This is a genomic window from Pontibacter sp. Tf4 (assembly GCF_014212495.1).
Taxonomy (GTDB): domain Bacteria; phylum Bacteroidota; class Bacteroidia; order Cytophagales; family Hymenobacteraceae; genus Pontibacter.
Genome location: NZ_JACKZC010000012.1, coordinates 49,599 through 74,073, shown reverse-complemented (window position 1 = coordinate 74,073; position 24,475 = coordinate 49,599). Strand labels below are relative to the sequence as shown.

24 protein-coding genes are annotated in these 24,475 nt (G+C 47.0%); 16 read left to right on the top strand and 8 right to left on the bottom strand.

Annotated elements, in window-relative coordinates; all coding sequences use genetic code 11:
* The first annotated feature begins 361 nt into the window (after positions 1–361).
* The 7 genes from H7F15_RS18130 (at position 362) to H7F15_RS18100 (ending at position 5,182) form a co-directional block, all read left to right on the top strand.
* The gene (locus H7F15_RS18130; protein WP_185198415.1) at positions 362–697 is read left to right on the top strand and encodes a hypothetical protein; all 336 of its coding nucleotides are present in this window, start codon (positions 362–364) and stop codon (positions 695–697) included.
* Positions 698–853: 156 nt separating this feature from the next.
* On the top strand, positions 854–1,231 hold the full coding sequence (locus H7F15_RS18125) for a group III truncated hemoglobin (RefSeq protein WP_185198414.1): 378 nt from the start codon (positions 854–856) through the stop codon (positions 1,229–1,231).
* A gap of 433 nt (positions 1,232–1,664) precedes the next feature.
* Positions 1,665–2,267, top strand: a complete 603-nt coding sequence (locus H7F15_RS18120) for an RNA polymerase sigma factor (RefSeq protein ID WP_162428452.1) — start codon at positions 1,665–1,667, stop codon at positions 2,265–2,267.
* Entirely contained in the window at positions 2,242–2,472 is a 231-nt protein-coding gene (locus tag H7F15_RS18115) for a hypothetical protein (RefSeq protein WP_185198413.1), read from the top strand. Before H7F15_RS18120 ends, H7F15_RS18115 begins: the two co-directional genes overlap by 26 nt.
* Positions 2,473–2,491: 19 nt before the next feature.
* Positions 2,492–3,175, top strand: a complete 684-nt coding sequence (gene nth / locus H7F15_RS18110) for an endonuclease III (protein WP_185198412.1) — start codon at positions 2,492–2,494, stop codon at positions 3,173–3,175.
* A gap of 161 nt (positions 3,176–3,336) precedes the next feature.
* Complete coding sequence (locus H7F15_RS18105) at positions 3,337–4,350, top strand: hypothetical protein (RefSeq protein ID WP_185198411.1); 1,014 nt, start codon at positions 3,337–3,339, stop codon at positions 4,348–4,350.
* Between the two features lie 139 nt (positions 4,351–4,489).
* The gene (locus H7F15_RS18100; protein WP_185198410.1) at positions 4,490–5,182 is read left to right on the top strand and encodes a hypothetical protein; all 693 of its coding nucleotides are present in this window, start codon (positions 4,490–4,492) and stop codon (positions 5,180–5,182) included.
* Positions 5,183–5,275: 93 nt separating this feature from the next.
* On the opposite strand, the gene H7F15_RS18095 is transcribed toward H7F15_RS18100, so the two are convergent.
* Positions 5,276–8,101 carry an outer membrane beta-barrel protein gene (locus H7F15_RS18095; RefSeq protein ID WP_185198409.1) on the bottom strand — a complete coding sequence of 942 codons (2,826 nt, stop codon included), beginning with the start codon at positions 8,099–8,101 and terminating at the stop codon, positions 5,276–5,278.
* 223 nt (positions 8,102–8,324) lie between these two features.
* Between H7F15_RS18095 and H7F15_RS18090 the strand changes: the two genes are divergently transcribed.
* Entirely contained in the window at positions 8,325–8,825 is a 501-nt protein-coding gene (locus H7F15_RS18090) for a YdeI/OmpD-associated family protein (protein WP_185198408.1), read from the top strand.
* A 99-nt stretch (positions 8,826–8,924) separates the two neighbouring features.
* Here H7F15_RS18090 and H7F15_RS18085 read toward each other — a convergent pair whose 3' ends face one another.
* Together H7F15_RS18085 and gldB are read right to left on the bottom strand one after the other, a co-directional pair.
* Complete coding sequence (locus tag H7F15_RS18085) at positions 8,925–10,142, bottom strand: glycosyltransferase family 4 protein (RefSeq protein ID WP_255481321.1); 1,218 nt, start codon at positions 10,140–10,142, stop codon at positions 8,925–8,927.
* Positions 10,143–11,135 (bottom strand): gliding motility lipoprotein GldB, encoded by a 993-nt coding sequence (gene gldB, locus H7F15_RS18080; RefSeq protein ID WP_185198407.1) that lies wholly within the window; start codon positions 11,133–11,135, stop codon positions 10,143–10,145.
* Between the two features lie 75 nt (positions 11,136–11,210).
* On the opposite strand from gldB, the gene H7F15_RS18075 reads away from it, so the two are divergent.
* Positions 11,211–11,873: a porin family protein gene (locus tag H7F15_RS18075; protein WP_255481320.1), complete on the top strand. Its 663-nt coding sequence runs from the start codon at positions 11,211–11,213 to the stop codon at positions 11,871–11,873.
* 69 nt (positions 11,874–11,942) lie between these two features.
* Here H7F15_RS18075 and H7F15_RS18070 read toward each other — a convergent pair whose 3' ends face one another.
* The 3 genes from H7F15_RS18070 to H7F15_RS18060 form a co-directional block, all read right to left on the bottom strand.
* Positions 11,943–13,538 (bottom strand): Rne/Rng family ribonuclease, encoded by a 1,596-nt coding sequence (locus tag H7F15_RS18070; RefSeq protein ID WP_185198405.1) that lies wholly within the window; start codon positions 13,536–13,538, stop codon positions 11,943–11,945.
* Positions 13,539–13,746: 208 nt separating this feature from the next.
* Complete coding sequence (locus H7F15_RS18065; RefSeq protein WP_185198404.1) at positions 13,747–14,610, bottom strand: lipopolysaccharide assembly protein LapB; 864 nt, start codon at positions 14,608–14,610, stop codon at positions 13,747–13,749.
* A gap of 64 nt (positions 14,611–14,674) precedes the next feature.
* Positions 14,675–14,980: an HU family DNA-binding protein gene (locus H7F15_RS18060; protein ID WP_007655567.1), complete on the bottom strand. Its 306-nt coding sequence runs from the start codon at positions 14,978–14,980 to the stop codon at positions 14,675–14,677.
* Between the two features lie 313 nt (positions 14,981–15,293).
* On the opposite strand from H7F15_RS18060, the gene mutY reads away from it, so the two are divergent.
* The 6 genes from mutY to recG all read left to right on the top strand — a co-directional run bounded on the left by mutY (position 15,294) and on the right by recG (position 21,717).
* Positions 15,294–16,382, top strand: a complete 1,089-nt coding sequence (mutY, locus tag H7F15_RS18055; RefSeq protein ID WP_185198403.1) for an A/G-specific adenine glycosylase — start codon at positions 15,294–15,296, stop codon at positions 16,380–16,382.
* A gap of 102 nt (positions 16,383–16,484) precedes the next feature.
* Positions 16,485–16,946 carry a single-stranded DNA-binding protein gene (locus tag H7F15_RS18050; protein WP_185198402.1) on the top strand — a complete coding sequence of 154 codons (462 nt, stop codon included), beginning with the start codon at positions 16,485–16,487 and terminating at the stop codon, positions 16,944–16,946.
* 26 nt (positions 16,947–16,972) lie between these two features.
* Positions 16,973–18,337 (top strand): gliding motility-associated protein GldE, encoded by a 1,365-nt coding sequence (gene gldE, locus H7F15_RS18045; RefSeq protein ID WP_255481319.1) that lies wholly within the window; start codon positions 16,973–16,975, stop codon positions 18,335–18,337.
* Positions 18,297–18,917 carry a gliding motility lipoprotein GldD gene (gene gldD, locus H7F15_RS18040; RefSeq protein ID WP_185198401.1) on the top strand — a complete coding sequence of 207 codons (621 nt, stop codon included), beginning with the start codon at positions 18,297–18,299 and terminating at the stop codon, positions 18,915–18,917. Before gldE ends, gldD begins: the two co-directional genes overlap by 41 nt.
* A gap of 50 nt (positions 18,918–18,967) precedes the next feature.
* Complete coding sequence (locus tag H7F15_RS18035; protein WP_221627121.1) at positions 18,968–19,495, top strand: hypothetical protein; 528 nt, start codon at positions 18,968–18,970, stop codon at positions 19,493–19,495.
* 122 nt (positions 19,496–19,617) lie between these two features.
* Positions 19,618–21,717 (top strand): ATP-dependent DNA helicase RecG, encoded by a 2,100-nt coding sequence (gene recG, locus H7F15_RS18030; RefSeq protein WP_185198400.1) that lies wholly within the window; start codon positions 19,618–19,620, stop codon positions 21,715–21,717.
* A 6-nt stretch (positions 21,718–21,723) separates the two neighbouring features.
* On the opposite strand, the gene H7F15_RS18025 is transcribed toward recG, so the two are convergent.
* Positions 21,724–21,945 carry a hypothetical protein gene (locus H7F15_RS18025; protein ID WP_185198399.1) on the bottom strand — a complete coding sequence of 74 codons (222 nt, stop codon included), beginning with the start codon at positions 21,943–21,945 and terminating at the stop codon, positions 21,724–21,726.
* A gap of 282 nt (positions 21,946–22,227) precedes the next feature.
* Between H7F15_RS18025 and H7F15_RS18020 the strand changes: the two genes are divergently transcribed.
* Positions 22,228–23,676 carry a hypothetical protein gene (locus tag H7F15_RS18020; protein ID WP_185198398.1) on the top strand — a complete coding sequence of 483 codons (1,449 nt, stop codon included), beginning with the start codon at positions 22,228–22,230 and terminating at the stop codon, positions 23,674–23,676.
* On the opposite strand, the gene H7F15_RS18015 is transcribed toward H7F15_RS18020, so the two are convergent.
* Positions 23,664–24,395: a glycosyltransferase family 2 protein gene (locus H7F15_RS18015; protein WP_185198397.1), complete on the bottom strand. Its 732-nt coding sequence runs from the start codon at positions 24,393–24,395 to the stop codon at positions 23,664–23,666. The two genes, H7F15_RS18020 and H7F15_RS18015, sit on opposite strands and share 13 nt — an antisense overlap.
* Positions 24,396–24,475 lie beyond the last annotated feature (80 nt).

Below are 24,475 nucleotides of genomic sequence, written 5' to 3'. Positions count from 1 at the left end.
GGCACCAAAAACGGCTCACATTACTTCTGAACACAATATTTTACCACAACATACTCATTAACAACGACTTAATAACAATCATGAAATCACTGCCTTTTTTTAACAGGAAATCCGCAACACAAGGGCTTTAATAGAAGTATAACTTTTTAGAGAACAGGGACATCTTCCTCAGCCATTGCTTCTGTTCTCCGGCTTGTGCGCCAATGTCATCATTCTATCCGGATCTTGTAAAGAAAGGCGCGCAGATAAGCTACACAACACATAAACCTTTTTGGGTTAACACGTATGCTCCGGCCATTTGCGGATGGAGCACGGCAGCATGCGCTTTACTTATTTTTTTACTCTTAGATATTTTGACACTATGGAATTACTGGACATCAAAAGTTTATTGGGAAACATCGAGAAGAAGGTGTACCAGCAGGAAATTACGACAAGCACCGACGTAACCAAGCTGATAAATGCAGAAATAGCAAAAGCCATTAACATACGCAACAAGGCAACCAGCGCAGAAGAAGACACCTTTAAAAACATATCGTGCACCACGCTGGAGTGCTACCTGGACCACCTGAAAGCCCTGGAACAAAAACTGCAGAAGCCTTCTGATATTTCGGCGCAATGCAAGCCCGTGGAAGAGCGGGAGATAAACAGACGTATTTTGCTTATACTAAACCGTTTAAAAAGATATACCCGGGAATAGAAATTTACTAAACTATAGCACAAGATCCTTCGCAGAGGTTAGTCCCTTTCCGAAGGATCTTTTCTTTTCCGCCACCCTCATCTGCCTGATACTGACCAATGTCATTTTATCGTTGTATGTGCCGCGCTATACTTGCATCTTAGAAAAGACTTAAACATGAAACGGGACATAGAAAACGAGGAAGACATAAAGCTGTTGGTAGATACCTTTTATGACCATGTAAACAAGGATGAGCTGCTGGGGCCTGTGTTCAACGATTTTGCAAAAATAGACTGGGACCACCACCTGCCCCTGATGTACAGGTTCTGGAGCACCGTGCTATTTGGCAGCATGAGCTATAAAGGCCAGCCTTTCCCGAAGCACATGCGCCTGCCCATTAACCGCGAGCATTTCGGGCGCTGGATAGAACTGTTCCTTAAAACCGTGGACGAGCTTTTTGAAGGCATGATGGCGGAAGAGATAAAACAGAAAGCCACCAGCATTGCCCAGGTGTTCCAGATGCGCTTAGGCCTGATCGATTACCAGGCCATCTAAAAAATTTTACCTTACTTTTCCTGATGTAACGTCTGTGAGGCTGCCGGTACAGGTGCAGCTTTACAGACGTTTTTCATGTGTCTACCAGTTGCCAACTATAGTTTACATCCGGCTTCTTTTATCGTTAATCAGGAATACAATATATTCATATACAGCAGGTTACTATATGTGGAAAAATAAATTAAATTAAAATCATACTCTTTTATACTATACCAACGTATACTACCTATTGCAAGCGGAGCCTCAACGTTCTGCCAACTATAGTTCGTGTACCGGGTGTTAAATTTTATTTCGCATAAAGCGGTAACTCCTGTTGCATAGAAAAATAGCATTACATATATTTGACACTACACTTCAAATAAAAAACTGTTCAAAAACCCCTAAAGCGCACAATATGATATAAAGCTCTACGTTAAACTAATGTAGCTTTACGATGAATACAACTACCCAGATGAGCGACTCTGCTTTAGTCTCGCTCTACATCTCAGGTAATGAGAATGCGTTCGAACAGTTAGTAAACCGACACAAGAACAAAGTATTTACAACGATCGTTTTGATCGTTAAAGACACGTATACCGCCGAAGACCTGATGCAGGATGCTTTTATTAAAGCGATCCACACCATGAAGAGCGGACGGTACAACGAAGAAGGCAAGTTTTCGTCGTGGATCTGTCGTATTGCCCATAACCTGGCGATCGACTTTTTCAGGAAAGAGAAACGAAGCCCGATGATCACGCTGGAAGACGGAAGCAATGTGTTTAACACCCTGGCTTTTGCCGCCGACTCTGCCGAGTCGTTGCAGATACAGGAAGACACCGTTGCCCGCCTGCGCGAGCTGATCCAGACGCTGCCACAATCGCAGCGGGAAGTACTTATGATGCGCCATTATGCCGACATGAGCTTCCAGGAAATAGCAGACGCTACCGGTGTGAGCATCAACACAGCCCTGGGACGTATGCGCTATGCGCTTATCAATCTCAGGAAGAAGATGCTAAACGGTAATATTGCTTATGATAAAAACATCTACTCAGAATGAGCTTATCCAGTATGTATACAATGAGTTGGCAGACGATGCCCGGGAACAGCTGGAGGTAGCACTTATGCACGATAACGAGCTGGCCGACGACTGCTCCGACCTCCTGCTGATCCAAAGACTATTAGACGGCGCCACCAAAAGCCCGAGCGACCGCGCTATAAATAATATCCTGAATTACTCAAAAAGCTTAAGTTTGCAGTCTTAACTGACTGCAAACTTTTTTTATGCGCAAACGAGAACGCTACAAGCTCCTGATCGATTATTTTACCAATAACTTTCCGGAGCCTGAAACCGAACTGGCTTATACCAACCCTTACGAGCTTATACTGGCCGTTGTGCTAAGCGCGCAATGCACCGATAAGCGCGTGAACATGGTAACGCCTGCCCTTTTCGAAGCTTACCCCACGCCGGAAGCCTTAGCCGCTGCCGCACCGGAAGAGATATTTGAGTACATCAGAAGTATATCGTACCCGAACAACAAGGCGAAACACCTGGCAGGTTTGGGCCGCATGCTGGTAGAGCAGTTTAACTCCGAAGTGCCCAGCACCGTGGAAGAACTGGTAAAGCTACCGGGCGTAGGCCGCAAAACTGCCAACGTGATAGTTTCGGTTATCTGGAACCAGCCAGCTATGGCTGTAGATACGCACGTGTTCCGGGTTAGCAAGCGTTTGGGATTAGTTGATAAAAAAGCGAAAACGCCATTGGAAGTTGAACGCGAGCTGGTAAGCAACCTGCCCGAAGAACTGATCGCCAAAGCGCACCATTGGCTTATACTGCATGGCCGTTACATTTGTATCGCGCGCCGCCCGAAATGCGAAGAATGCCCCCTCACCCATTTCTGCGCTTTCTTCCAGAAAAACTTCCCGAACATACCCGATGACCCGGAGAACAAACTGGGCGGTATTTAATTAGCTGAACTTATGAACTATAAAAGCCTACTGTAACTATAGTTGCGGTGGGCTTTTTTGTTGGTATATAGTTTTTAAGCTATATTGTATTTAGCTTATCTGCTGCTTTTAATAGACAAGCCTAATATGTGTTAATTCTTACAATAGTTACACAACTTTGAATGTTACCCATTAACAGAATAAACAATCCTGCCACACTTGATATTGATTTGATTGAATCAATGCTGAGCAATGGAAATACTGTTGTCGTTCAATTCTCAGAAAGGGTTTACGATGACAAAATTCTTGCTGAGCTTAATAAGCTGTGCGCTCGCAACAATGAGTTACTCGAGATTAGGTTTTATGGGCACTATGAAAACAAAGGATGCTTTGATTGCAAACTCCTTGAAAAGCTACTAGATGTAAAATCTCTTTACATAGATTGCCTGTATCATGCAGAGAATCTACTTTACCTTAATAAACTAAATAATCTCCATACACTTGGGATTGGATTCTTTGAGTTGAAAGAGACTGAGTTTTTAAACTCAGCAAACTTAAAGTCACTGCAAAAACTATTACTCTTCGACACAAGAACGAAAGCTTTAAACCTAGAATACCTTAAAGAATATCAGGGGCTTAAACACTTGGTATGTTGCGGCCACACGAAAAACATAGAAGCTATTGGAGAGCTTAGTAAGCTGGAATATTTGTCACTTAATTCGATAAGCAAAGTTCATGTCGCATTTATTAATAAACTTAAAAAGTTGAAAACGCTTAAGTTTATATTAGGAGGAAGAAGTGATATAAGTGAAATTGAAGGTAACGAAATAGAGGAACTTGAAATCCTACGAGTGCGAGGTTTCAAGGAGCTAAGGAACATTACATCTTTCACTAAGTTAAAGAATCTCCAGATAGAAGATCAGATTCAGCTAACTAATCTGTTATTTGACAAACCACTAATTCATCTTGAAAAATTGGCAATTATAAATTGCAAAACATTCTCTCATTTGGATGGACTGGAGCAATTAGAAAGCCTAAGAAGGCTTTTGATTTATAAAACAAGCCTTGACTTCGATGATTTGATTAGTAAAAAGCTACCGAAATCACTTAAAAATTTCGGCTTTTATACTTCAAAAACAAAAATAGACAACGAAATAGAAAGCAGGATTAAATCATTGGGCTTCAAAACAAATTAGTAAAAATTTAAGGACAAATTTGTACCTCCCCGCTAGTGCGAGCTTGTAGCTCGTACTTTCTAAACCAGAAGATTAGTATGAGCTAAAAGCTCGCACCAGCATAAAACAAAACTTTAAAAACTAACCCCAACCCACTCTCATGTTCTTAGGTCATTTTGCTGTTGGTCTGGCAGGCAAGGCCGCAGCCCCGAAGCCATCGCTTGGCACTTTATTCCTGGCTGCGCAGTTTCTCGATCTGCTCTGGCCTACGCTACTTATGCTCAATCTGGAGCAAGCTATGATCTCCCCGGAACCAGGCGTGCTGGTGCCACTAAAGTTTACCCACTATCCTATCTCCCATAGTTTGCTGCTGGTGCTAGGCTGGGGCCTGCTGTTCGGGTTGGTATACTGGCTCATCAAAAAAGACACACGCTCGGCAGTTATGCTTGGCTTTTTGGTTATCAGCCACTGGTTTATCGACCTCATCGTTCACGTGCCGGATCTGCCGCTTTACCCCGGCGATGCGCCTATGCTGGGCTTTGGATTGTGGACATCAACTATAGCAACTATAGCTATGGAAGGACTACTATTTATAGTTGGTTTGTGGCTATACCTGCGTACTACAAAGGCGAAGAACAAGACCGGCAACTATAGTTTCTGGGCGTTGGTAGTGTTCCTGGTTGTGATCTATTTTATGAACCTGTTCGGGCCAGTGCCGCCAAGTATGGATGCTGTAGCCTGGGGCGGGCAAATGCAGTGGCTACTTATTATCTGGGCATACTGGGCCGACCGCAACCGCGAAACTATAAACTATAGCTCCATACCTCATCAAACTATAGTTCCGGCGCAGTAGGTTTATCAACTATAGCAACTAAAAAGCCTGCTGTAACCATAGTTGCAGCAGGCTTTTTAATTTCGGGATTTAACCGTTAAGGTTAACTATGGTTTAGAACCTGAAAAGCGAATTGTTGCTGGTGCTTCCTACTTTGCCACCAAAATTGCGGATGTTGTAGGTAAAGGTCAGCATGCCGTAGCGGGTCAGTGTCATCGACTGGAAATCTTCGATCATGTTCTCTTTGATAGAGCGGTAAGCATTTACATTCTGGTCCAACAGGTCGTAAACCGATAGCTTTAACTGGGCCCGGTCGTTTTTCATGAACAGGAACGTAACGGCAGCATTTAACCGGCCAATGCTGTTCTGAAGCCCCGGCACAGTGTTAGAGCTATACCAGTTTTCATAATTGGCTTCCCATACTATCTTTTTAGGCATCCGCAGTACAATTCCTGTTTCCGAGGTGCGTGTTACAAAATCCTGGTCTGCAAACACCTGTTGCTCGTAGCGGCTGCCCTGTATGTTAAACCGCAGGCTCTGGTCAAACTCAAATTTATCGTTCAGGTTAAAGCCGGCATTTACCGACGGGCTCAGGTTCCAGCGGAGGCTGTAGGTTTCTACATCATTCAACATAAGAAGCGATCTGTTAAAGCCGCCAAACATACCAGCCCCTACCGAAATCTGCCTTCCCGATTTATATTTAAAGTCCTTGGAAATGTTGGTCCCGCCATTCAAACTACGGTTACCATCTGTATTTACAGGCCGCACCACCTGCACGCCGTTGGCTTCCACGGTTCGCTGCCTTGTGACGGCGTCGTTGCTGATGCTGCCATAGGCAAAAAAGCTATAGTTGAACGCCTTCTGCATATTAAACTTATACAGGTTCAGGTTAACAGTATGCGACACTGTTGGCCTCAGGTTGGGGTTGCCGTAGCGTATAAACAAGGGGTTTGTGTTATCAACTATAGGTTGCAGGTCAACCGCGTCGGGTTCCTTCAGGTCTACACTATAGCTCGCCGACAGCTCCTTCCAACGCACGTTCAGCGACGGGAACACATAAAAATAATTTTGTGCGATAGGTTTTCCGTCCCTGAAATCGCTGTTAATATCCAGGGCTGTAAACCGCACCGAAGGTTGTATGGTGGCTTTTCCTACTTTCCATTTAAGGCCCGTTGTAACATGGGTCCGCCAGCCTCTGCGGTCGTAGCGGCTCGAAAAATCCTCTACAGGCACCAGGTAATCGCCGCTCTCCGGGTCGCGCAGGAAAGTGCTGATGGTGTTATCGTCGCTGAAATATTCTGAATTGAGCCTGAAAACTGCGCTCAGGTCCTTTATGATCGGTTCTGTGTAAGACGCAGCATTTTGAATGCTTACGCGGGTCCTGTCGTTGTTCCGGAACTGATTTAGCTCTGAGGTTGTAGGTTGCGGCTCAAAAAACTGGTTCTGCGCTATGTTATACTTGTCCTGCGAGAACACCGCATACTCGTAAGTACCATTCAGGTTAAAGATGCGGCCTTTTTTAGCAAAAATGCGGTTGAGGGCATATGTTCCCGAAAAGTTAAGGTTGCCGTCTTCGGTATTTTCGTCGTTCTGGCTTGTGTTTACTGGTTCACCTGCATCCCGGTAAGTAGTGATAAACCTGTTCAGATCCGACAGGCCTTGCCTGTAAGCTATAGTTGGCGAGATGGTCAGGTCTGTGAGCGAGTCCAGTTTCCAGTCCAGTTTACCGCCTATCTGGTGGTTGTAGTTCCGGCCACGCTTGTCGGTTACCTGGCGGGAGTTTAAGGTATCGTTCTCTAAAAACTGCCTGGAATTTATGATCTGGTCCAGGTTATCTTTAATGCCGCCATAAAAATACTGCAGGTTTAATTTTACGCCTTTTTTGGTAACGGTATTAAAGTTTGCACCGCCACCCGACGACTGCTGAACGCCTTCGCCCATGCCCCCGAACGAGATACCGTTGATAGCATAACCGCCATCGCTATGCACCATGATACTGCTCATCCCGCTCCGGTCAAAACCACCTATTTTCCGCATATCGCCCATGCCAAAACCGGCCTTATTCAGGTTGTTGGTGTAGCCTATAATGCTTATCTGCGTTGTGTCCCGGAAAGCATTCAGGATGCCGCCTCCTTCGTACCTGTTATCGGTGCCGACACCGCCATACACTTTGCCAAACATCCCTTTCTTGATGCCTTTTTTAAAGGTCAGGTTTATCACCTGGGGTATATCGCCGGCAGGTAGGTCGGGGTCGCGGCGAAGTACTTCCGGGTCATTCATTACCTGTACTTTTTCTATGACATCGGCAGGCAGGTTGCGGCTGGCTATAGTTGGGTCGCTGCCGAAGAACTCTTTCCCGTCAACCAGTATTTTATGCACCGCCTTGCCGTTAACCCTGATATTGCCTGCTGCATCTACGGTTACCCCTGGCAGCTTTTTCAGGAGGTCTTCTACTAAGGCGCTGGGCAGTGTTTTAAAAGATGAGGCATTAAATTCCAGCGTGTCGTTCTTTACCAGTATGGGCGGTATCTCGGCTAAAACCACCACTTCGCCAAGCATGCTTGATGACTGCTCCATAACGATCTGGCCAAAGTCTAAGGCAGGCTGTGCGGTTGTGAGTGAGAACTCTTTTCGGTAAACGTTGAAGCCCACCATGGTAATAACCACACGCAGCTGCTGATCGAGCGGCAAACCCGGCACCCTGAACTGGCCCTTAGCATCACTCATCCTGAACGTGACCATGGTTGTATCCTGGGCCGTGTAAACAGCCACAGTGGCATAAACCAACGCTTCCTTTGTTTCGGCGTCGGTCAGCGAGCCTTTTATCTCAGCACTTTTCGGGGCTTGCCCGAATATGCGGAACGGACTAACTACAAGGATGAACAATAACGCAGCGGAAAGGACATACCGCGCCAGTGCGGAAGAGTAAGCTGTTTTCATAGGGTTTTGGAGAGACCGGGATAAACCGGATATCAATTTTTAACCAATATATATTATTTAAGCTTGTAAACATAGCTAAATCTATATATCCTTACCAAACTATAGTTGCCTTTGGATTTTAGATGCTAAACTGACCGCTGCACTATATGAGCTGCAACTATAGGTAGCCTATCTGCCCAACATTTTGAGATCAGGAAAGCTAAAGGTTAACCGTAAATGCCTTATGAAACCAACTATAAACTATAAGACCTGCATCAGTAAACTGCCGCACCTGCCGGGGCATTATATAGAAGTACCGCCTGCTATAGTTGAGCAATTGGGTGGTAGGTTTAAAGTGCGCCTGCTTTGTACTTTAAATGATAAGCTTACCTTTCAGGCAGGGTTGGTAGCGTTGGGTAAAGGGGCAGGTTACATCAGTATGAACAATGCGCGGCTGAAAAAACTGGGCTTACAAAGTGGCAGTGATGTACAGGTAAGCCTGGCGCCGGATGAAAGCGAGTTTGGAATGGAAGTGCCCGAAGAGCTGACGGAACTGCTGGCGCAGGACGACGAAGGCAAACGCCGTTTTGAGTTGCTCCCGCCCGGCAAGCAGCGGTACATTATTTACTATGTAGCCGGTGTTAAAAGCACTCAACTCCGCATCGACAGGGCTTTGCTGCTTATCAACAACCTGAAACAGCTGCCGGTTGGCAAAGAATCTTTCCGGGAGATGTTAGGCAAGTAAGAGCCGCTTTGCTCCCAAGCAACTATAGTTTGGGTTTCCGAACCGAGTCAGGAATTCAGATCTATAGTTGGTCTGGAGAAAATTTCAGGGCCGGAAGAACTATAGTTTAACTACCTTTTCAAATACAGTTTCCACATCCTTCACCAGCAGGCTTCTGTCGAATAACTGCCGGGCTATAGTTGCTCCGTTTGCGCCGGCCTGCTGCAATGCTTCCGGTTTGCTTAAAGCGTATTCTATTGTTTGCGCCAGTGCGGCAGGCTGCTCCGCGGGTGTATACCAGCCGCAACTATAGTTCTCTACAAACGCTTTGGTCCAGCCGGGGTTAGTAACAATAACAGGCGTGCCACAGGCCAGGCTGTCGTAAAACTTGGCCGGAGAGTTTGATGCCAGCACAGGCAGGTCGTTAAACGTCACCAACGACAGATCCGCTAACTTAAAAAGCGCAAAGACCTGGTCGCGGGGCTGCGGCTCTAAAAGCATAAGGTTTGGTACGCGTTGGGCCAGCGCCTGTAGTTGGGGCTTATAATAACCGGTGCCGGTAAGCACAAAAACTATAGTTGGGTTGTCCGCCAGCAGTTCTATCGTTTGTATGATGGTCGGGATGTCGTTGGCGCGGCCATAGGTGCCGGCATACAGCACTACTTTTTTGCCTTGCAGCTTATAGTTCGTGCGCAGCGCTTCCACATCGGCTATAGTTACAGCGTTAGCTTTAGCAATGTCGGTTCCGTTAACTATAGTGGTAACTTTCCCCGGATCGATCCCCTTACTCACCACATAGTTTGTCATGTCCGGCGAGAGCGTGATGATGTGCGATGCCTGCCGGTATAATGAAAGCTCCATGTTATAGAGCTGTTTCTGCAGCCAGGTATACTTTACGGCCCCCATCTCAATCGGGAAGCTGGGCCACAGATCCTGCACCTCAAATACCCAAGGTACATTCCGCAGCTTTGCCACCTGTGCTACTACCCACGGCACAGAAAGCGGCACCGACACCGCCCAAAATACATCCGGCTTTTTCAGGCGCATCAGTTTAAAAAAGGAGCAGGCAGCAAAGGCCACGAACGAGACCAACCTTGGCAAAATGCCCATTTTGTTGGCATAGGCTACCTTACATTCGTGCAACTCAACTCCTTCAGGCACCCAACTATAGGCGTGCTGCATGCGCAGGCGCCGCCAGGCGTTGGTAGCAACCAGCGTCAGGCGGTGGCGACTTGCCAGGCGCTCCATAAAACTATAGTGCCTGCAGGTGGCCGGGCAGTCGGGGTTAGCGAAGTGCTGGTGAAGGATGGTGATACGCATCAGGTAGGCCGGCAGCAATTAGCGTTTCTCCGGTTTGTACTTCGATTCGTTGAAGATCTTTTTATAGTCGGTTTCGGCCATCAGCTCAGGCAGTGTTACGTCCGGGTTACGCTCCATGTACTTCTTCACGATCTGCCAGCCAACCCAGGTGCCAAGCCTGCCAGGAGCAGAGCTATCAATTTCAGGTGTGTTGGGGCGCTCGCCTATGTATTTCTGTATCTGGAACGGGTTTTTGTCGTACAGCAGGCTCTTTTCTATAAAATGTGCCCAGATGCGGCCTTCGTTGTGGTAAATATCAGCTACCTGCTGGTCGGTGTAGCCAATTATCTCGTGCTCGGGTGTGCAGGGCATTACTGTTTGTACAAAGTAATAGGCTTTACCAGCGCTTATCATCTCCGACAGCACGGTTCTGTCCAGTATGTTGGCTCTGTTAAACTTGTTGGACAGCAGCAGTATGGCAGCCGGCACCATGTATGGGCGCTCGTAACGCTTCAGAATGTACTCATAGGTATCGGGGCGGTACAGCGCATCTTTGCCGATAAAAAAGTCAAGACCCAGCACGATCAGGCTATCCGATACCATCAAATCCTGCCCCAGCCCGGACACAAAAGTGTTTACCTGCGGCACGTTAAAATCAGGATAATTATGCTTGATAACTTTAAAGGCTGTTTCCAGTTGCTCTTCTTCGTGGCTCATATCACTGAAAGTCTTCATGGCCTGCTGCGCCAGCGAATCGAGCGAGGGGTTGGTAGCCAGGCCAAGGAGCGAGTTCACAAGGATAGAATCGTGCGGATACTGATCGGCCTGCAGGTACTTAGCGGTAAACAGCGGATGTTCCTTCATAAAGGTTCGTACCTCCTGCTCGTTCTTGATTTCGAAAAAACTTTTCTCCAGCCGTTCTATTTCCACGTCCACAGGTATGCGCTTAATCTCTTTCGGGAGGTCACAGGTATTGCTGCTGCAACCGGCTATAAAAAGAACTATGGCTATATATACTAATCTATATGACATTACTGTTTATTTTTGTACAAAAATAGAAGGTTCCTACGTACTAAGGTAACACGATTATCACAAACACTTATGCAAATGAAAAAACTTACGTTTTTGCTCCTGTTTCTATGCTTTGGGTATGGCGCTGCCGCCCAGGTAGAGATCGGCCTGATGGTTTCACCAACGATATCGGGCAATCGCTTTGTAGCCGAAGACAAGTATAACTTCGAGAAAGAAAACAACAACCTGCGCCTGGGCGTGGGCGTGATAGCAGATTATTTCTTCGCTCAGAATTATGCCTTCAGCACTGGCCTTATTTACCGCAGCAAAGGCTCTGAGTTTTCCTACACCGGTTTCGACGAAAACCAAAACCCTTACAGAGCGAAAGACGACATATCTATTCAGTACATAGAGCTGCCTATCTCCCTTAAGCTGTTTACAAACGAAATAGCCCCGCAAACTATTTTATACTTCCAGGTTGGTGGCTCGCTGAACACCAAAGTGGCAGCCAAGGTAAACGATAAGAAAGTAATTGACGGCGAGAAGACGGCCAAGCGCTTCAATATTTTTGAGGCGTCTGTGATGCTGGGCGGCGGTACCGAATTTCAGTTTGGCGAAAGCACCAAGCTGTTTGCCGGCCTTACCTACCACCGTGGCCTCTCCGACATCGACAACAAATATTATAGCAGGCTGCTGGGCGATAAGAACATTGCCCTGAAGAACAATGGCGTTTCGATAGATGTAGGCGTTAAGTTCTAAACTATAGCAACTATAGCTAAACAAAAGAGCCGCTCTGGTTTGCACCGGAGCGGCTCTTCTATTTATAGTTTAATCTTCTTTTTCCTGCACTGCGCTTTCCTCTGCAAAAGCGGTGCGTAATTCGATCTCTTCGCCCCGGTCATCCATCACTTTAAAGTCTGTAATGCCCAGCGAAGTATCTTTTACCAAGCTCACCCACCTGAAGTACTTAAAGAACCATTTCATCTGCTTCGATACGATGCCCTTGGTGTAGTAATCGTACACGAACGGGTGCAGGTATATGGTCAGGCCCTTCTGGTTGTGGCTTACAAGCAGGTCGTCTACAGCTGCTTCAATTTCATCAGTAACCAGAATACTGGCTGATATTTTTCCGGTGCCGCCGCAAGTAGGGCAAACTTCCCCGGTTACAATGTTTTGCTCCGGCCTAACCCGCTGACGCGTAATCTGCATCAGGCCGAATTTAGAGATTGGCAGAACGGTGGACTTTGACCGGTCCCGTTTCAGTTCTTCTTTTACAACCTCGTATACTTTCTGGCGGTTTTCCGGCGACTTCATATCGATGAAGTCTACTACTATGATACCACCTATATCCCGGAGGCGCAACTGGCGGGCCACTTCGCGGGCTGCCATCATGTTTACGTTCAGAGCCGTAGCCTCCTGATCGGTTTCGGTATTTGATTTATTCCCACTGTTTACATCAATTACATGCAGTGCTTCGGTGTGCTCAATTACCAGGTAACCGCCCCCTGGTATTGTTACTGTTTTCCCGAACGCAGCCTTCAGCTGTTTCTCGATGTGGTAGTGTTCAAAGGTCTTGGTTTTGCCGGTGTACTGCTTCAGAATTTTTAACTTATCCGGTGCAATACTGCCGATGTATGTTTTGATCTCGTCATAAAGCTGGACATCGTCCACTACTATGCTGTCAAAACTTTCGTTTAGCAAATCCCTCAAAATGGAAGAAGAACGTCCGAGCTCGCCTATTACTTTATCGCATGGCTTCGCCGTTTTAAGCGTTACAAAGCCCTCTTCCCAGTTAGTGAGCATATTGCGCAGGTCTCTGTCGAGTTCTGCTACATCACGCCCTTCAGCCACCGTACGAATGATAACACCAAAGTTTTCGGGCTTGATCGAGGTGATCAGACGCTTTAAACGGGTGCGCTCATCCTTACTTACGATCTTTTTAGATACACTTACCGTGTTTGAGAACGGTACGAGTACCAGGTATCGCCCTGCAAGTGATATTTCGCAGGAAAGGCGTGGGCCTTTGGTAGAAATAGGTTCTTTTACAATCTGCACTAACAGCTGCTGTCCTTTTTTAAGTACGTCAGCTATTTTGCCCAGCTTGTCTATTTCCGGCTCAAATTTTAACTGGTTTAGTTTAGGCGATGCGTTCTTCTGTGTCTGTGCTACCTTAACAAATTTGTTAAGCGTTTTGATGTTGGCCCCCAGATCATGGTAATGCAGGAAAGCATCTTTCTGGTAACCGATATCAATAAAGGCAGCATTTAGGCCTGGCATTACTTTTTTTACAGTCCCTAAAAAGATATCGCCAACTATGTAATTGGTATCTTTTTTCTCGTGGTGAAATTCCACAAGCCGTTTGTCCTGCAATAAAGCGATGCGCTCTCCATCCTGAGTAGAATTGATGATTAGTTCATTGCTCAATTTCTCTCAAAGATTAGGTGGATGTATAGACCAAAGCCCACATTGCGGTAGCAAAGTGGGCTCCCTGAAACGCAGAAGAAATTACTTCTTCTTGTGTCTGTTCTTTCTTAGGCGCTTCTTTCTTTTGTGCGTAGCGATCTTATGTCTTTTTCTTTTTTTTCCGCAAGGCATAGTCTTGAAGTTTATGTGTTAACTAATTTCTTTAATTTTATTTAAGCCGGGCCAGGTACTCATCAACTGAGGCCGCCAGCGCCGGGTCATCTTTCATCGTTTTTACCTTGTTAAACAAGGCCTTTGCTTCTTCATTCTCCCCCGTCTCAGCAAGCGATACAGCCAGGTAGAAGTTGCCTTCCACGTGCTCCGGGTTAGCTTTTACCAGGTTACGGAAGTGGCCAACCGCCTTATCATACTGCTGCGACTGGATAGAAAGAATACCCAGGTTGAAAAGGGCTTTCTGGTTATCCGGATCAGCAGCAAGCACTTCGCGCAGCATCGTGATTCCCTGCATCGGGCTTGAGCTCGCAATGTAGGTCATGGCTACGTTGGTTTTCGCATCCAGGTCAGCAGGGTTGTTTTTTAGCACCTGCTCATACATACCACGCGCTTTGGCACCCAGCTCGGCAGCACGCTCCTGTGTTGCCGCAAACGTAAAGGCTTCAAAATAGCTGTCGCCGGCTTTTCTATAGTTGCGCTCGCCTGGTCTGGCCTGTGCAACTGTTTCAAAGTAATAACCAGCGCTGTCATACTTACCGGCTGTGGCGTACGCTTCGGCCAGTTCGTTAGCCAGCAAGGTACGCTGCTGGTTGTCGGTCGCTTTGTTGTATCGGCTTCTTACAGTGGCCAGTTCCATCAGCTGCTGCGGTGTGGCAGTAGCGTGCGGGTCGGCAGCAGCGCCTTCTTCACCATGTCCGTGGCCATCGTCTGCCGAGTGGCCTTCCGGCATGGTGCTTTCAGTTCCGGTTTTGGCCAGATTGTCTTTATCCCCTTCGTTCACAACCACTTTAGGCAATAAAAAGATGCCTGCTATCAGGGCAATAGCCACAATAACTAATATAATCTGGTTGCGATTCATGATATAAATCCTAAAGGGTGATACTTAACAATCTGTGAAATCAGACCGCAAAGATACGAAAGAATTAGGAATGAGCCAGTTCTTTGATCTTTTTGCTGTTCTTGATCTTCGCGATGAAGGTTTTAGACGGCTTAAAGCTTGGGATAAAGTGCTCGTCGATGATGATAGATGTGTTTTTAGAGATGTTACGGGCTACTTTCTTCGCGCGCTTCTTATTTACAAAGCTTCCAAAACCTCTCACGTAGATGTTGTTGCCATCAGCCATTGAGTCTTTCACTACTTTGAAAAAAGCCTCAATCGTTGATTGTACATCAGCCTTATCAATCCCTGTTTTATCAGCAATCTCTGATATTACTTCTGCTTTAGTCACTTTCTTAAGTTTTATGAATTTTAAAATATGTTAACTTTCTAATACAAAAAGACGATAATTGCACCATCTTCGTGATTTTCGGGGCACAAAGGTAATTTTACTTTTCGAGATGTAAAAGTTTTATGCTTAAATTATTAAGTATAATTTATAGCTGCTTAAGCGCCCTTATTCAGCTGTTTACACCTTCCGGAAAGCCATTACACCCGCACCGGATGGCACAGGCATTGTTTCCTGCGGCCACGCAGCAGCGCCCGGAAATGAGAACAAAACTATAACTTTAACAGTTCTATTTCAGCAGCTGCAGCAACCGTTCATGACCGAAAACACACCTTTCTTTTCACAGACTCTGATCACCTGGTACCACCGGCACAAAAGAAATCTGCCCTGGCGCTCCACCACCGATCCTTATTTTATCTGGCTCTCAGAAGTTATTCTGCAGCAAACACGTGTAAACCAGGGGCTGCCCTACTACCATAAGTTTACCGAAGCCTACCCTACCGTGCAGGACCTGGCCGCTGCCCCCGAAGACGAAGTGCTGCGCCTATGGCAGGGCCTAGGTTATTATTCGAGGGCACGCAACATGCACCACACAGCCAAACAGATTGTGCAGGAATACGGCGGCAACTTCCCCGGCAACTATAGCGAGCTACTGAAACTGAAAGGCGTGGGCAGCTACACGGCGGCGGCTATAGCAGCTTTTGCTTTTAAAGAACAGGTAGCCGTTCTGGATGGTAACGTATTCCGGGTGCTTTCCCGTGTGTTTGGCATTTCAGATGACATAGCAGCACCGGCATCGCGCAAAATTTTTCAGGAGCAGGCCGATAAACTGGTGCCCGCCGATGAACCGGATACCTACAACCAGGCCATTATGGAGTTTGGTGCCATACAATGCACGCCTGTTATGCCCGACTGCCTGTTTTGCCCGTTACAACAGAGCTGTTTTGCCTTTACGCATGGCCTGGTGCAGGAACTTCCGGTAAAATCGAAGGCGAAAGCGGCAAGGCCACGTTATTTCCATTACCTGGTGTTTGCGTGGCAGGGCCGGTATTACATGCGCAAGCGGCTGGAAGGCGACATCTGGCAGGGACTATACGATTTTTACCTGTACGAGAGTGCTGACAAGCATTTAGACGCCGATGCGTTGCTGGCCGAACTGAATGCAGCCGGTATACCTGTGGCGGCAGATCATTTTTCCGGGCCTCGCAAGGAGTATAAACACGTGCTGAGCCATCAGAAAATAACCGCTAAATTTTACCTTATACAACTGAGCGAAAGGCTTAAGAATGAAGTAGAACAGGAAACCCGGCTGGCTATATACAACCCCGAAAAAATAGATGAACTTCCGAAGCCAGTTTTGATCAGCAACTATTTGAAAGACGCAAAGATTTTATTACATTTATAGACTGAACTAAATAAACTCTAAATTTGTAGTTCAGTAAGCCATATTGCCTCCGGCTTGGTTGCCGGAGTAGCCCAAATCAATTAACTATTAAACATTAAAAGCATGGCAAGTGTAAACAAAGTAATCCTGATCGGAAACCTGGGCAAAGACCCGGAAGTACGTCATTTGGAAGGTGGTGTAGCGGTAGCCCGTTTCCCACTGGCCACCTCCGAGTCTTACAAAGACAAAAACGGACAGCGCGTAGAAAAAACAGAATGGCATAACATTGTGCTGTGGCGTGGCCTGGCCGAAGTAGCCGAAAAGTTCCTGAAAAAAGGGCAGTCTGTTTTTATCGAAGGCAAAATCAGAACCAGCCAGTACCAGGATAAAGAAGGCAACCAGCGTTACTCTACCGAGATTGTAGCCGATAACATGACCATGCTAACCCGTGGCGAAGGCGGACAAGCAGAAGGTGGCAGCAACTATGGTGGCAGCACTTCTACAGCCGGTACTTATAGCGGCGGTGCAGCCCCTGCGGCAGCCGGCGTTGCCCAGAACGACGAGCCGGACGACCTGCCGTTCTAACCTATGTTTAATTAAAACAGAGCATTTTGGGAAGTTTAGATCCTGGAGACCCCCTGAGTTATAGTTTACTGCAGTTCTTACAGAACACATCTGCTTTACTCAGGATTGAATATATCGCAGCTATAGTTGGCTGTATGATCCTTTTGCTGCTTTCTGCCCTTGCTTCAGGGGCGGAAGCAGCTTTTTTTTCGTTGCAGGAGCCACAGCTGGAAAAACTGAAGCACAGTACCCATACGGCTGATAAGCAGATTACCCGGCTACTCGAAGACCCGCGGCAGCTGCTCACCCATATCCTCATCATCAACAACGGCATTAATGTAGGCATCATTACGCTGTTTGCCTACATTGCCTGGCTGTTGTTCGGCTCATTAACTATAGCTGAGGTGGTGGGCTGTATGCTTTTTGCTACGTTCTTCATCGTGTTTTTCGGGGAAGTACTGCCCAAAGTTTATGCTAACAAAAGGCCGTTGTCTATAGCCCGCCGCACGGCACCAGCTATAGTTGCGCTCAGGCCGTTGGTACAGCCGCTGGCAAAACTGTTAACCGCCATCAGTAGCTGGATAGAGAATAAATACGGTGCCAGAAGCTATAACCACACCATGCAGGAACTGAAGCATAGCCTGGATGTAGCCCTTACCAATGAGGAAACATCGCCGGAAGAGCGCCGCATTTTGCGTGGTGTTGTAAACTTTGGTTCTATCAGCGTCAGGCAGATCATGCGCCCGCGTATTGATATCATCGCGTTCCGGAGCACGCTTACATTGCCCGAACTGCTGCCGGAAATAACAAAGTGGGGCTACTCTCGCGTGCCGGTTTATACTGACAGTACCGACAAGATTGAGGGCATCCTGTACGTAAAAGACCTGCTGCCGTATCTGGATAAAGGCCCGGAATTTAAATGGCAGGAACTTTTGCGCGAGCCTTTCTTTGTGCCGGACAATAAACGCATCGCCGATCTGTTTGAAGACTTTAAGGACAAGCACGTGCACATGGCCATAGTACTGAACGAGTACGGTGCCACTACCGGCCTGCTTACCCTCGAAGATATTGTAGAAGAGATCGTAGGCGAGATAAACGATGAGTTTGACGAAGACGATGAGATCATCTATACCCAGTTAGATAAAAATACCTTTATATTTGATGCCAAGACATCGCTGCACGACTTTTGTAAAATTACAGAAGTGCCTTTTAATGCTTTTGATGAAGTAAAAGGAGAAAGCGAATCGGTGGCAGGATTGATGCTGGCACTTTTTTCACGCATACCAAAGCCGGGCGAAACTATAGATTATGGCCGGTTCCATTTCACGATAGAATCTGCGGACAGCAAACGCGTAAAACGAGTAAAAATAAATGTCGGAAGTAAAAAGAAGCGTTACCACCAGGTGGACTAACCTGCAATTAGGGCTGTGGGTTGCCCTGGCACTGGCTATAGTTTCCTGCGAAACAGAGTATACCCCAAAACCAAAAGGCTATAACCGCATCGATCTTCCGGCCCAGACCTACCAGCAGCTTAACCCGGAGCATCCCTATAGTTTCGAGTACTCCAGCCACGCCAAGGTTCGCCCCGACTCCTCGATGATCGCGCAGCCGCACTGGATACACATTATTTACCCAACCATGGGCGCCGATGTGCAGCTGACTTACAAGGACCTGCAGGGAAGCGACAAAATACTGAACGAGATGGTGGAAGATGCCCGCAAACTAACCGGCAAGCACCAGATAAAGGCCTACGCTATTGAAGAAACCGAGATCCGGACCCCAACCGGCGACATGGCTTCCGTTTTTGAGCTGGAAGGCGAAGTACCCAGCCAGTTCCAATTCTACGTTACCGACTCTACTAAGCATTTCCTGCGCGGCGCGCTTTACTTCAGAACCGCCACCCAAAACGACTCACTTGCTCCCGTTATCGAGTTCATCAAACGCGACGTAGTGCACATGCTGAACACACTGAAGTGGCAGGACGGGAAGTAGTTGTTGGTTGATTTTCGGAAGGTATAACTACAGACAACTTCTATTTATAGATGAAGAGATTTGGTAGATCATTAATTTTCTTTATTGTGACTATAACTATAGTTTCCTGTGAAGAACTCTACCACGAAAGCAAAAAAATAAATATTGAAGTTATAGAGAAAGTTAAATCTGAAGTAGACAAGAGAATAACAAGTAAGTTTTTCCCACCTTTTGATTACAACAAACCTGATACTAAAAATAATAAACAGCGTTTTAAAGACTTTATCAAAGCTGAACTTACTTCGGATATTAAAGACATTTACTGCTTCGATGACGCTATTGGTATAGATACAGACTATATGTTTTCGTTTACCTGCAGTGCTACAACTTCCGATAAAATCATAGCAATTCATGGCTTAACCATCGATACTTTAAATACTGATAATGGATTTTACTTACAAGATGATTTCAAATGGTGGGATAAGGAACGGATAAGTAAGCTCCAGAAATATAGCTGGACAGATGGAAACCAACACCATAAATACTTTTGGTACGATCACGACAACCTGAAAGCTTACTTCTTTGACTTCGATCTATAGAAGAACCTATATTTTCGGATCCTGCTAATCAATAAATCCCACAAATCCTGATTCAGACAATTTCAGTATCTTTATCTCATTCATAATTCTTAATTCCTAATTCATAATTCACCCCATAGGTTTTGAGCAACTTCTTCCATACCAAGATCGAGTATCTGAAAGGGATTGGGCCGCAGCGCGCCGAGCTGTTGCAGAAGGAGCTAAACATGTATACCTACGGCGACCTGATCCAGCATTACCCGTTCCGGTATTTAGACCGCACTCAGTTTTACCGTGTAGCCGAGCTCGACGAAAGCATGCCCTATGTACAGGTGCGCGGTCGTGTGCGGGGCAAGCAACTGTTAGGCGAAGGCCGCAAGCAACGCCTGGCTGCTACCCTGGTAGACGAAGCCGGCGACGAACTGGAACTGGTATGGTTTAAGGGGGTGAAGTGGATGGAGAAAAGCCTGAAGAACCATACCGACTATATCGTTTTCGGAAAGCCGACCGAGTTTAACGGCAAATTCAGTATGGCGCACCCGGAACTGGAGGAACTAAGCGAAGCCAAACAAACGACCGCTTTCCTGCAGCCGGTTTACAACACAACCGAGAAATTAAAGGCCCACCGCATCGACAGTAAAGTGATCTCGAAATACATCGAAACACTGCTGAAAATTGCGGCTCCTAACATACAGGAAACCCTTTCGCCGGATCTGATCGATCGTTACCGCCTCACAGACAAGCGCAGTGCGCTGGTGAACATTCACTTTCCGGAGTCGGTGGAGAAATACAATGCAGCCAAGTTCAGGCTGAAGTTTGAAGAGCTTTTTTACATACAGTTGCGCCTGTTGCGCCAGAAAGTAGTGCGCCGCGCCGACCTGGCCGGGCAGATATTTACCCAAGTGCCCACCGTAACGGAGTTCTACAAAAACCACATGACCTTCGACCTGACTGGCGCACAGAAGCGGGTTATCAAAGAAATACATAAGGACTTGACCTCAGGGAAGCAGATGAACCGCCTGCTGCAGGGCGATGTAGGCTCGGGCAAAACTATAGTTGCCTTCATCACCATGCTGATAGCCGCCGATAACGGGGCACAATCGGTGCTGATGGCGCCGACCGAGATATTGGCAGAGCAGCACTACACCGGCCTGAAAGAGTTTGCTGACAGGCTGGGCATTAATATTGGCAAACTTACCGGCTCCACCAAAACCAAAGAGCGCAGAACCATACACGAACAGCTCCGCTCCGGCGAAATGAAGATGATCGTAGGTACGCATGCCCTATTGGAAGATGTGGTGCAGTTCCATAACCTGGGCTTGTGTATTGTGGATGAGCAGCACCGCTTTGGTGTAGAGCAGCGCTCCAAACTATGGCGCAAAAATCCGCGCATTATTCCGCACGTGTTGGTAATGACGGCCACTCCTATTCCGCGCACTCTGGCCATGACCTTGTATGGCGACCTGGATGTATCGGTGATTGATGAGATGCCGGCCGGTCGTAAAGAGATCGTAACCGTACATCGTTTTGACAGCCACCGTCTGCGGGTTTTCCAGTTTGTAAGAGACCAGATAAAGCTGGGCCGTCAGGTGTACATCGTGTACCCGCTGATTGAAGAATCGGAGCAGATGGAGAACTATAAAGACCTGATGGATGGCTATGAAAGTGTAAAGCGTGCTTTTCCGGAGTACCAGGTAAGTATGGTGCATGGCAAACTAAAACCTCAGGACAAGGACTATGAAATGCAGCGCTTTGTGCGAAACGAAACGCAGATCATGGTGGCTACAACTGTAATTGAGGTAGGCGTAAACGTGCCAAATGCCTCGGTGATGATCATTGAAAGTGCGGAGCGTTTTGGTTTGTCGCAGTTGCACCAGCTGCGCGGGCGTGTAGGCCGTGGCGCCGAGCAAAGCTACTGTATCCTGATGACGGGCTATAAGCTGAGCAAGGACAGCAAAACCCGCCTGGAAACGATGGTACGCACCAACAATGGTTTCGAGATTGCCGACATAGACCTGAAGCTACGCGGCCCGGGCGACCTGATGGGAACACAACAAAGCGGTGTGCTCGATCTGCTGATCTCGGACCTGGCCAAAGATGCACCAATCCTGCAGGAAGCGCGTGCGGCTGCCCAAACTATACTCCAGCAAGACCCGCAACTCGAACACGCCGAACACCAGAACATCCGCCGGCATATTCAGTCGCTGAGCGCTAATACTGTAAACTGGAGCCGTATCAGCTAACATCCTTTATTCTATAGCTGCCTGTGTGGCCACAAAGCTTTGTACATCCTTTTCCGGGTGGCTGCCAGCTGTTTTGTGTACTGGTAGCTGTGCCGTTGTAGCAGTATGTGGTGTGCTAACTATAGCCTGTGGGGTGCCGTCAGGTGCAGATTTCAGTTCGTCTTCTTTCGTAAGTTTGCTTATCAGTAAAAGTGCTGTAAAGGCTAATATCTTAAGTACAAATTTCATCCCATAGTAAAACTACATACGTGTACCGGGTAGCATTACCGCTTGTTGCAGGCAAATAAGGCATCTGGGTAAAGGCCGTTTTTTAACAGCTGACCGTGTGTTTTTTTGATGCAGACAGACTTGAACACATGAACATATCGTCAGGCTATAGTCGTGCTACAAAACCGGTTTGCGCTGTGTTAAACTATAGCATTCCCTTTTCGGGCGGTCAGCTCAAATTAATGCTTGCCTATTCCTGCTTTATAGTTTAAGTTTGAGAATAGAAATCTTACCTTTTGCCCCGTGAAAAACCTGTTCTTAACTTTTGCCCTTGCCCTTATAGTTGTTGTTTCGTTTGGCCAGTCCCGTAAAAAAGGAAACATCCCCTTCGAGTACCACCCTAACTTAACAGAAGACAGGTATAACCAGCGTATTACCAACAAAACTATACCTACCGGCCCTGAAGAGTTTGTGATACTGAGCCGCAAAGCCAACGGCAGCTACGCAGTCGAAAAGTACATGTCGGGCCTGGACCAGCAATGGAGCACCGCACTGCCACTTACAATTGAGCACACAGTGTATGGATTTTATGCCTCCAGGGATGCAGCTATAGTTGTAGCACACACCAAAACCGGCGCCACGCAGCAACTACACGGGTACTACATAGACCTGGCCAGCGGTGCCCTGAAAGACAAACAACTATTGCAGGAAAGCCCGGTTACCAATCGCGAGCCAGGCATTGCTTTTTCACAGGATGGCTCAAAGCTGCTGGTTTTCCATTACCAGGCCGATGCCAACTATAAGATCAGAAGCATGAGCGGCGCATTGTACGATGCGAAGCTGTCCAAAATTAAAAACACCAACTATAACCTGAACGACCTTCGCGATATACTGTCAGTGGATGTGCAGGTGAGCAATAGCGGCGAGCAGTACCTGAGCCTGATCTCGGACAACATGAACCGCCTGACCGTGCGCCAGTATAACCTGAAAGACCCGAAAGCCAGGGTAATGAGCGTGCTGGTAGGCGGTGTGTTCAACGGCAAAAAAGTTTACATCATGGATTCGCGGTTTAAGCTGATGGCCGATAACCAACTATACGGCGCCGTAATTACCGCCGAAGAGGCAACAGGCCTTTACCATAGTTTAAAAGCTGTAAAATTCGATTTCGAGAACGAAGACATGGTATTTGCCCAGGAGTTCAGGTTTACGGATGAGTTTTTAGCGAAAGTAAATGCCCTGAACAAATCAGACGAGAAAAAGCCTACCCGCTTTGTAGACCTGTACCTGAGCGATCTGTTCAGAACAACTGATAACAAACTGATCGTGCTGGCAGAAAAGAAATACACCATGGGTGGCAAAACATCGCCTTACTTTGCCAAAGAAATGCTGCTGTTTGCCTACGATGAGTACATGAACTCCGACTGGAACTCGGTATTGATGAAAAACCAGCAGGCCCCGGCCGAAGATGCCTTCTCGGGGATATCGTACAGCGCTTACCTGAACGGCAACACCCTGAACCTGCTGACCCTGGAAGAGCTGGACGGAAAATATGACCTGTACCTGCGCCAGATAGACACTAAAACCGGCCAGACAAGCGAGCCCAAAGGCGTACGCCTGAATGTTGCCAATGACAAAGAGCTGGCTTATGTAAAGGATTTCACGGCCTGGTTCTCGGATAAGGATGTAAGTGTGGTAGTGCGCCCTAAAAAGCGTGAAGCCAGCCTTAAACTATATCACATTCAACTGAAATAGCTCTTAAAGTACAGCTGCGCTTTTTTGGCTGGCTTATCAGTTTTGTATTTCAGCTTTTTGGTGAACGATGCCAGCTGCAGGCACATGTGCGAGAACCCGACGTAGTTGACAATGTCCACATACATCTTAAACTCTTTCCGGGAGCCATCCAGCACACCAAGCTTATCTACTTTGTAGGTATTCATGGCCGACCAGGGCATCCAGCGTACGGTTTTCCTGTGGCGCAACATGTAGCGGTTTATAGCCACCTCCAGTTGGTAGCACTTTAATCGTTGTTTCAGCACTTTCTTCAGGTCATCTGTCTGCAAAATGCGCTCCCCGGACAGCAACACATCGCTGCGGTACCATTTTACAAACCACGGCGAATTGATGCGGCGCATAATGATCATATCCACCATGATATTCTCCTGGTAAGCTTTCAGCGCTGCTTCTAATTCATCTTTACACAGGTCTTGCAGGTCGGCATCCATCATCAGCAGCGTATTGTAGCGCACGTACTTCAGGCTGTATTTTATAGCAGCTGTTTTACCAACATTGCAGGGCAGGCGCACCACCTCTACCTCCGGCCAGAAGGCTTCAATGTAATCTGCCGTGCCATCCTCCGACCCATCATCCACGCAAATTATCTGGGTAATATAGTTAGTGGCGACAACTACCTGCAGCACGCGGGCAATGCGCTCGCGCTCGTTATAGCAAGGAATAAGGCAGGTTACGTTCATGGTGTTCCGGCACAGTTAATGTGTTTTTAACCATACGTAAAACAAACTATAGTTTTGCCTTACCCGCCAGTAAAATTTTA

Bases quoted from the DNA above. Each gene is read 5' to 3' on its own strand.
- H7F15_RS18050 (WP_185198402.1), top strand. From the start codon at position 16,485: ATGGCAAGTGTAAACAAAGTAATCCTGATCGGAAACCTGGGCAAAGAC.
- gldD (WP_185198401.1), top strand. From the start codon at position 18,297: ATGTCGGAAGTAAAAAGAAGCGTTACCACCAGGTGGACTAACCTGCAA.
- H7F15_RS18105 (WP_185198411.1), top strand. From the start codon at position 3,337: ATGTTACCCATTAACAGAATAAACAATCCTGCCACACTTGATATTGAT.
- gldB (WP_185198407.1), bottom strand. From the start codon at position 11,135: ATGTCATATAGATTAGTATATATAGCCATAGTTCTTTTTATAGCCGGT.
- H7F15_RS18025 (WP_185198399.1), bottom strand. From the start codon at position 21,945: ATGAAATTTGTACTTAAGATATTAGCCTTTACAGCACTTTTACTGATA.
- H7F15_RS18095 (WP_185198409.1), bottom strand. From the start codon at position 8,101: ATGAAAACAGCTTACTCTTCCGCACTGGCGCGGTATGTCCTTTCCGCT.
- H7F15_RS18015 (WP_185198397.1), bottom strand. From the start codon at position 24,395: ATGAACGTAACCTGCCTTATTCCTTGCTATAACGAGCGCGAGCGCATT.
- H7F15_RS18130 (WP_185198415.1), top strand. From the start codon at position 362: ATGGAATTACTGGACATCAAAAGTTTATTGGGAAACATCGAGAAGAAG.
- H7F15_RS18090 (WP_185198408.1), top strand. From the start codon at position 8,325: ATGAAACCAACTATAAACTATAAGACCTGCATCAGTAAACTGCCGCAC.
- H7F15_RS18065 (WP_185198404.1), bottom strand. From the start codon at position 14,610: ATGAATCGCAACCAGATTATATTAGTTATTGTGGCTATTGCCCTGATA.
- nth (WP_185198412.1), top strand. From the start codon at position 2,492: ATGCGCAAACGAGAACGCTACAAGCTCCTGATCGATTATTTTACCAAT.
- H7F15_RS18115 (WP_185198413.1), top strand. From the start codon at position 2,242: ATGATAAAAACATCTACTCAGAATGAGCTTATCCAGTATGTATACAAT.
- H7F15_RS18075 (WP_255481320.1), top strand. From the start codon at position 11,211: ATGAAAAAACTTACGTTTTTGCTCCTGTTTCTATGCTTTGGGTATGGC.
- H7F15_RS18120 (WP_162428452.1), top strand. From the start codon at position 1,665: ATGAATACAACTACCCAGATGAGCGACTCTGCTTTAGTCTCGCTCTAC.
- H7F15_RS18125 (WP_185198414.1), top strand. From the start codon at position 854: ATGAAACGGGACATAGAAAACGAGGAAGACATAAAGCTGTTGGTAGAT.
- mutY (WP_185198403.1), top strand. From the start codon at position 15,294: ATGACCGAAAACACACCTTTCTTTTCACAGACTCTGATCACCTGGTAC.
- H7F15_RS18035 (WP_221627121.1), top strand. From the start codon at position 18,968: ATGAAGAGATTTGGTAGATCATTAATTTTCTTTATTGTGACTATAACT.
- H7F15_RS18100 (WP_185198410.1), top strand. From the start codon at position 4,490: ATGTTCTTAGGTCATTTTGCTGTTGGTCTGGCAGGCAAGGCCGCAGCC.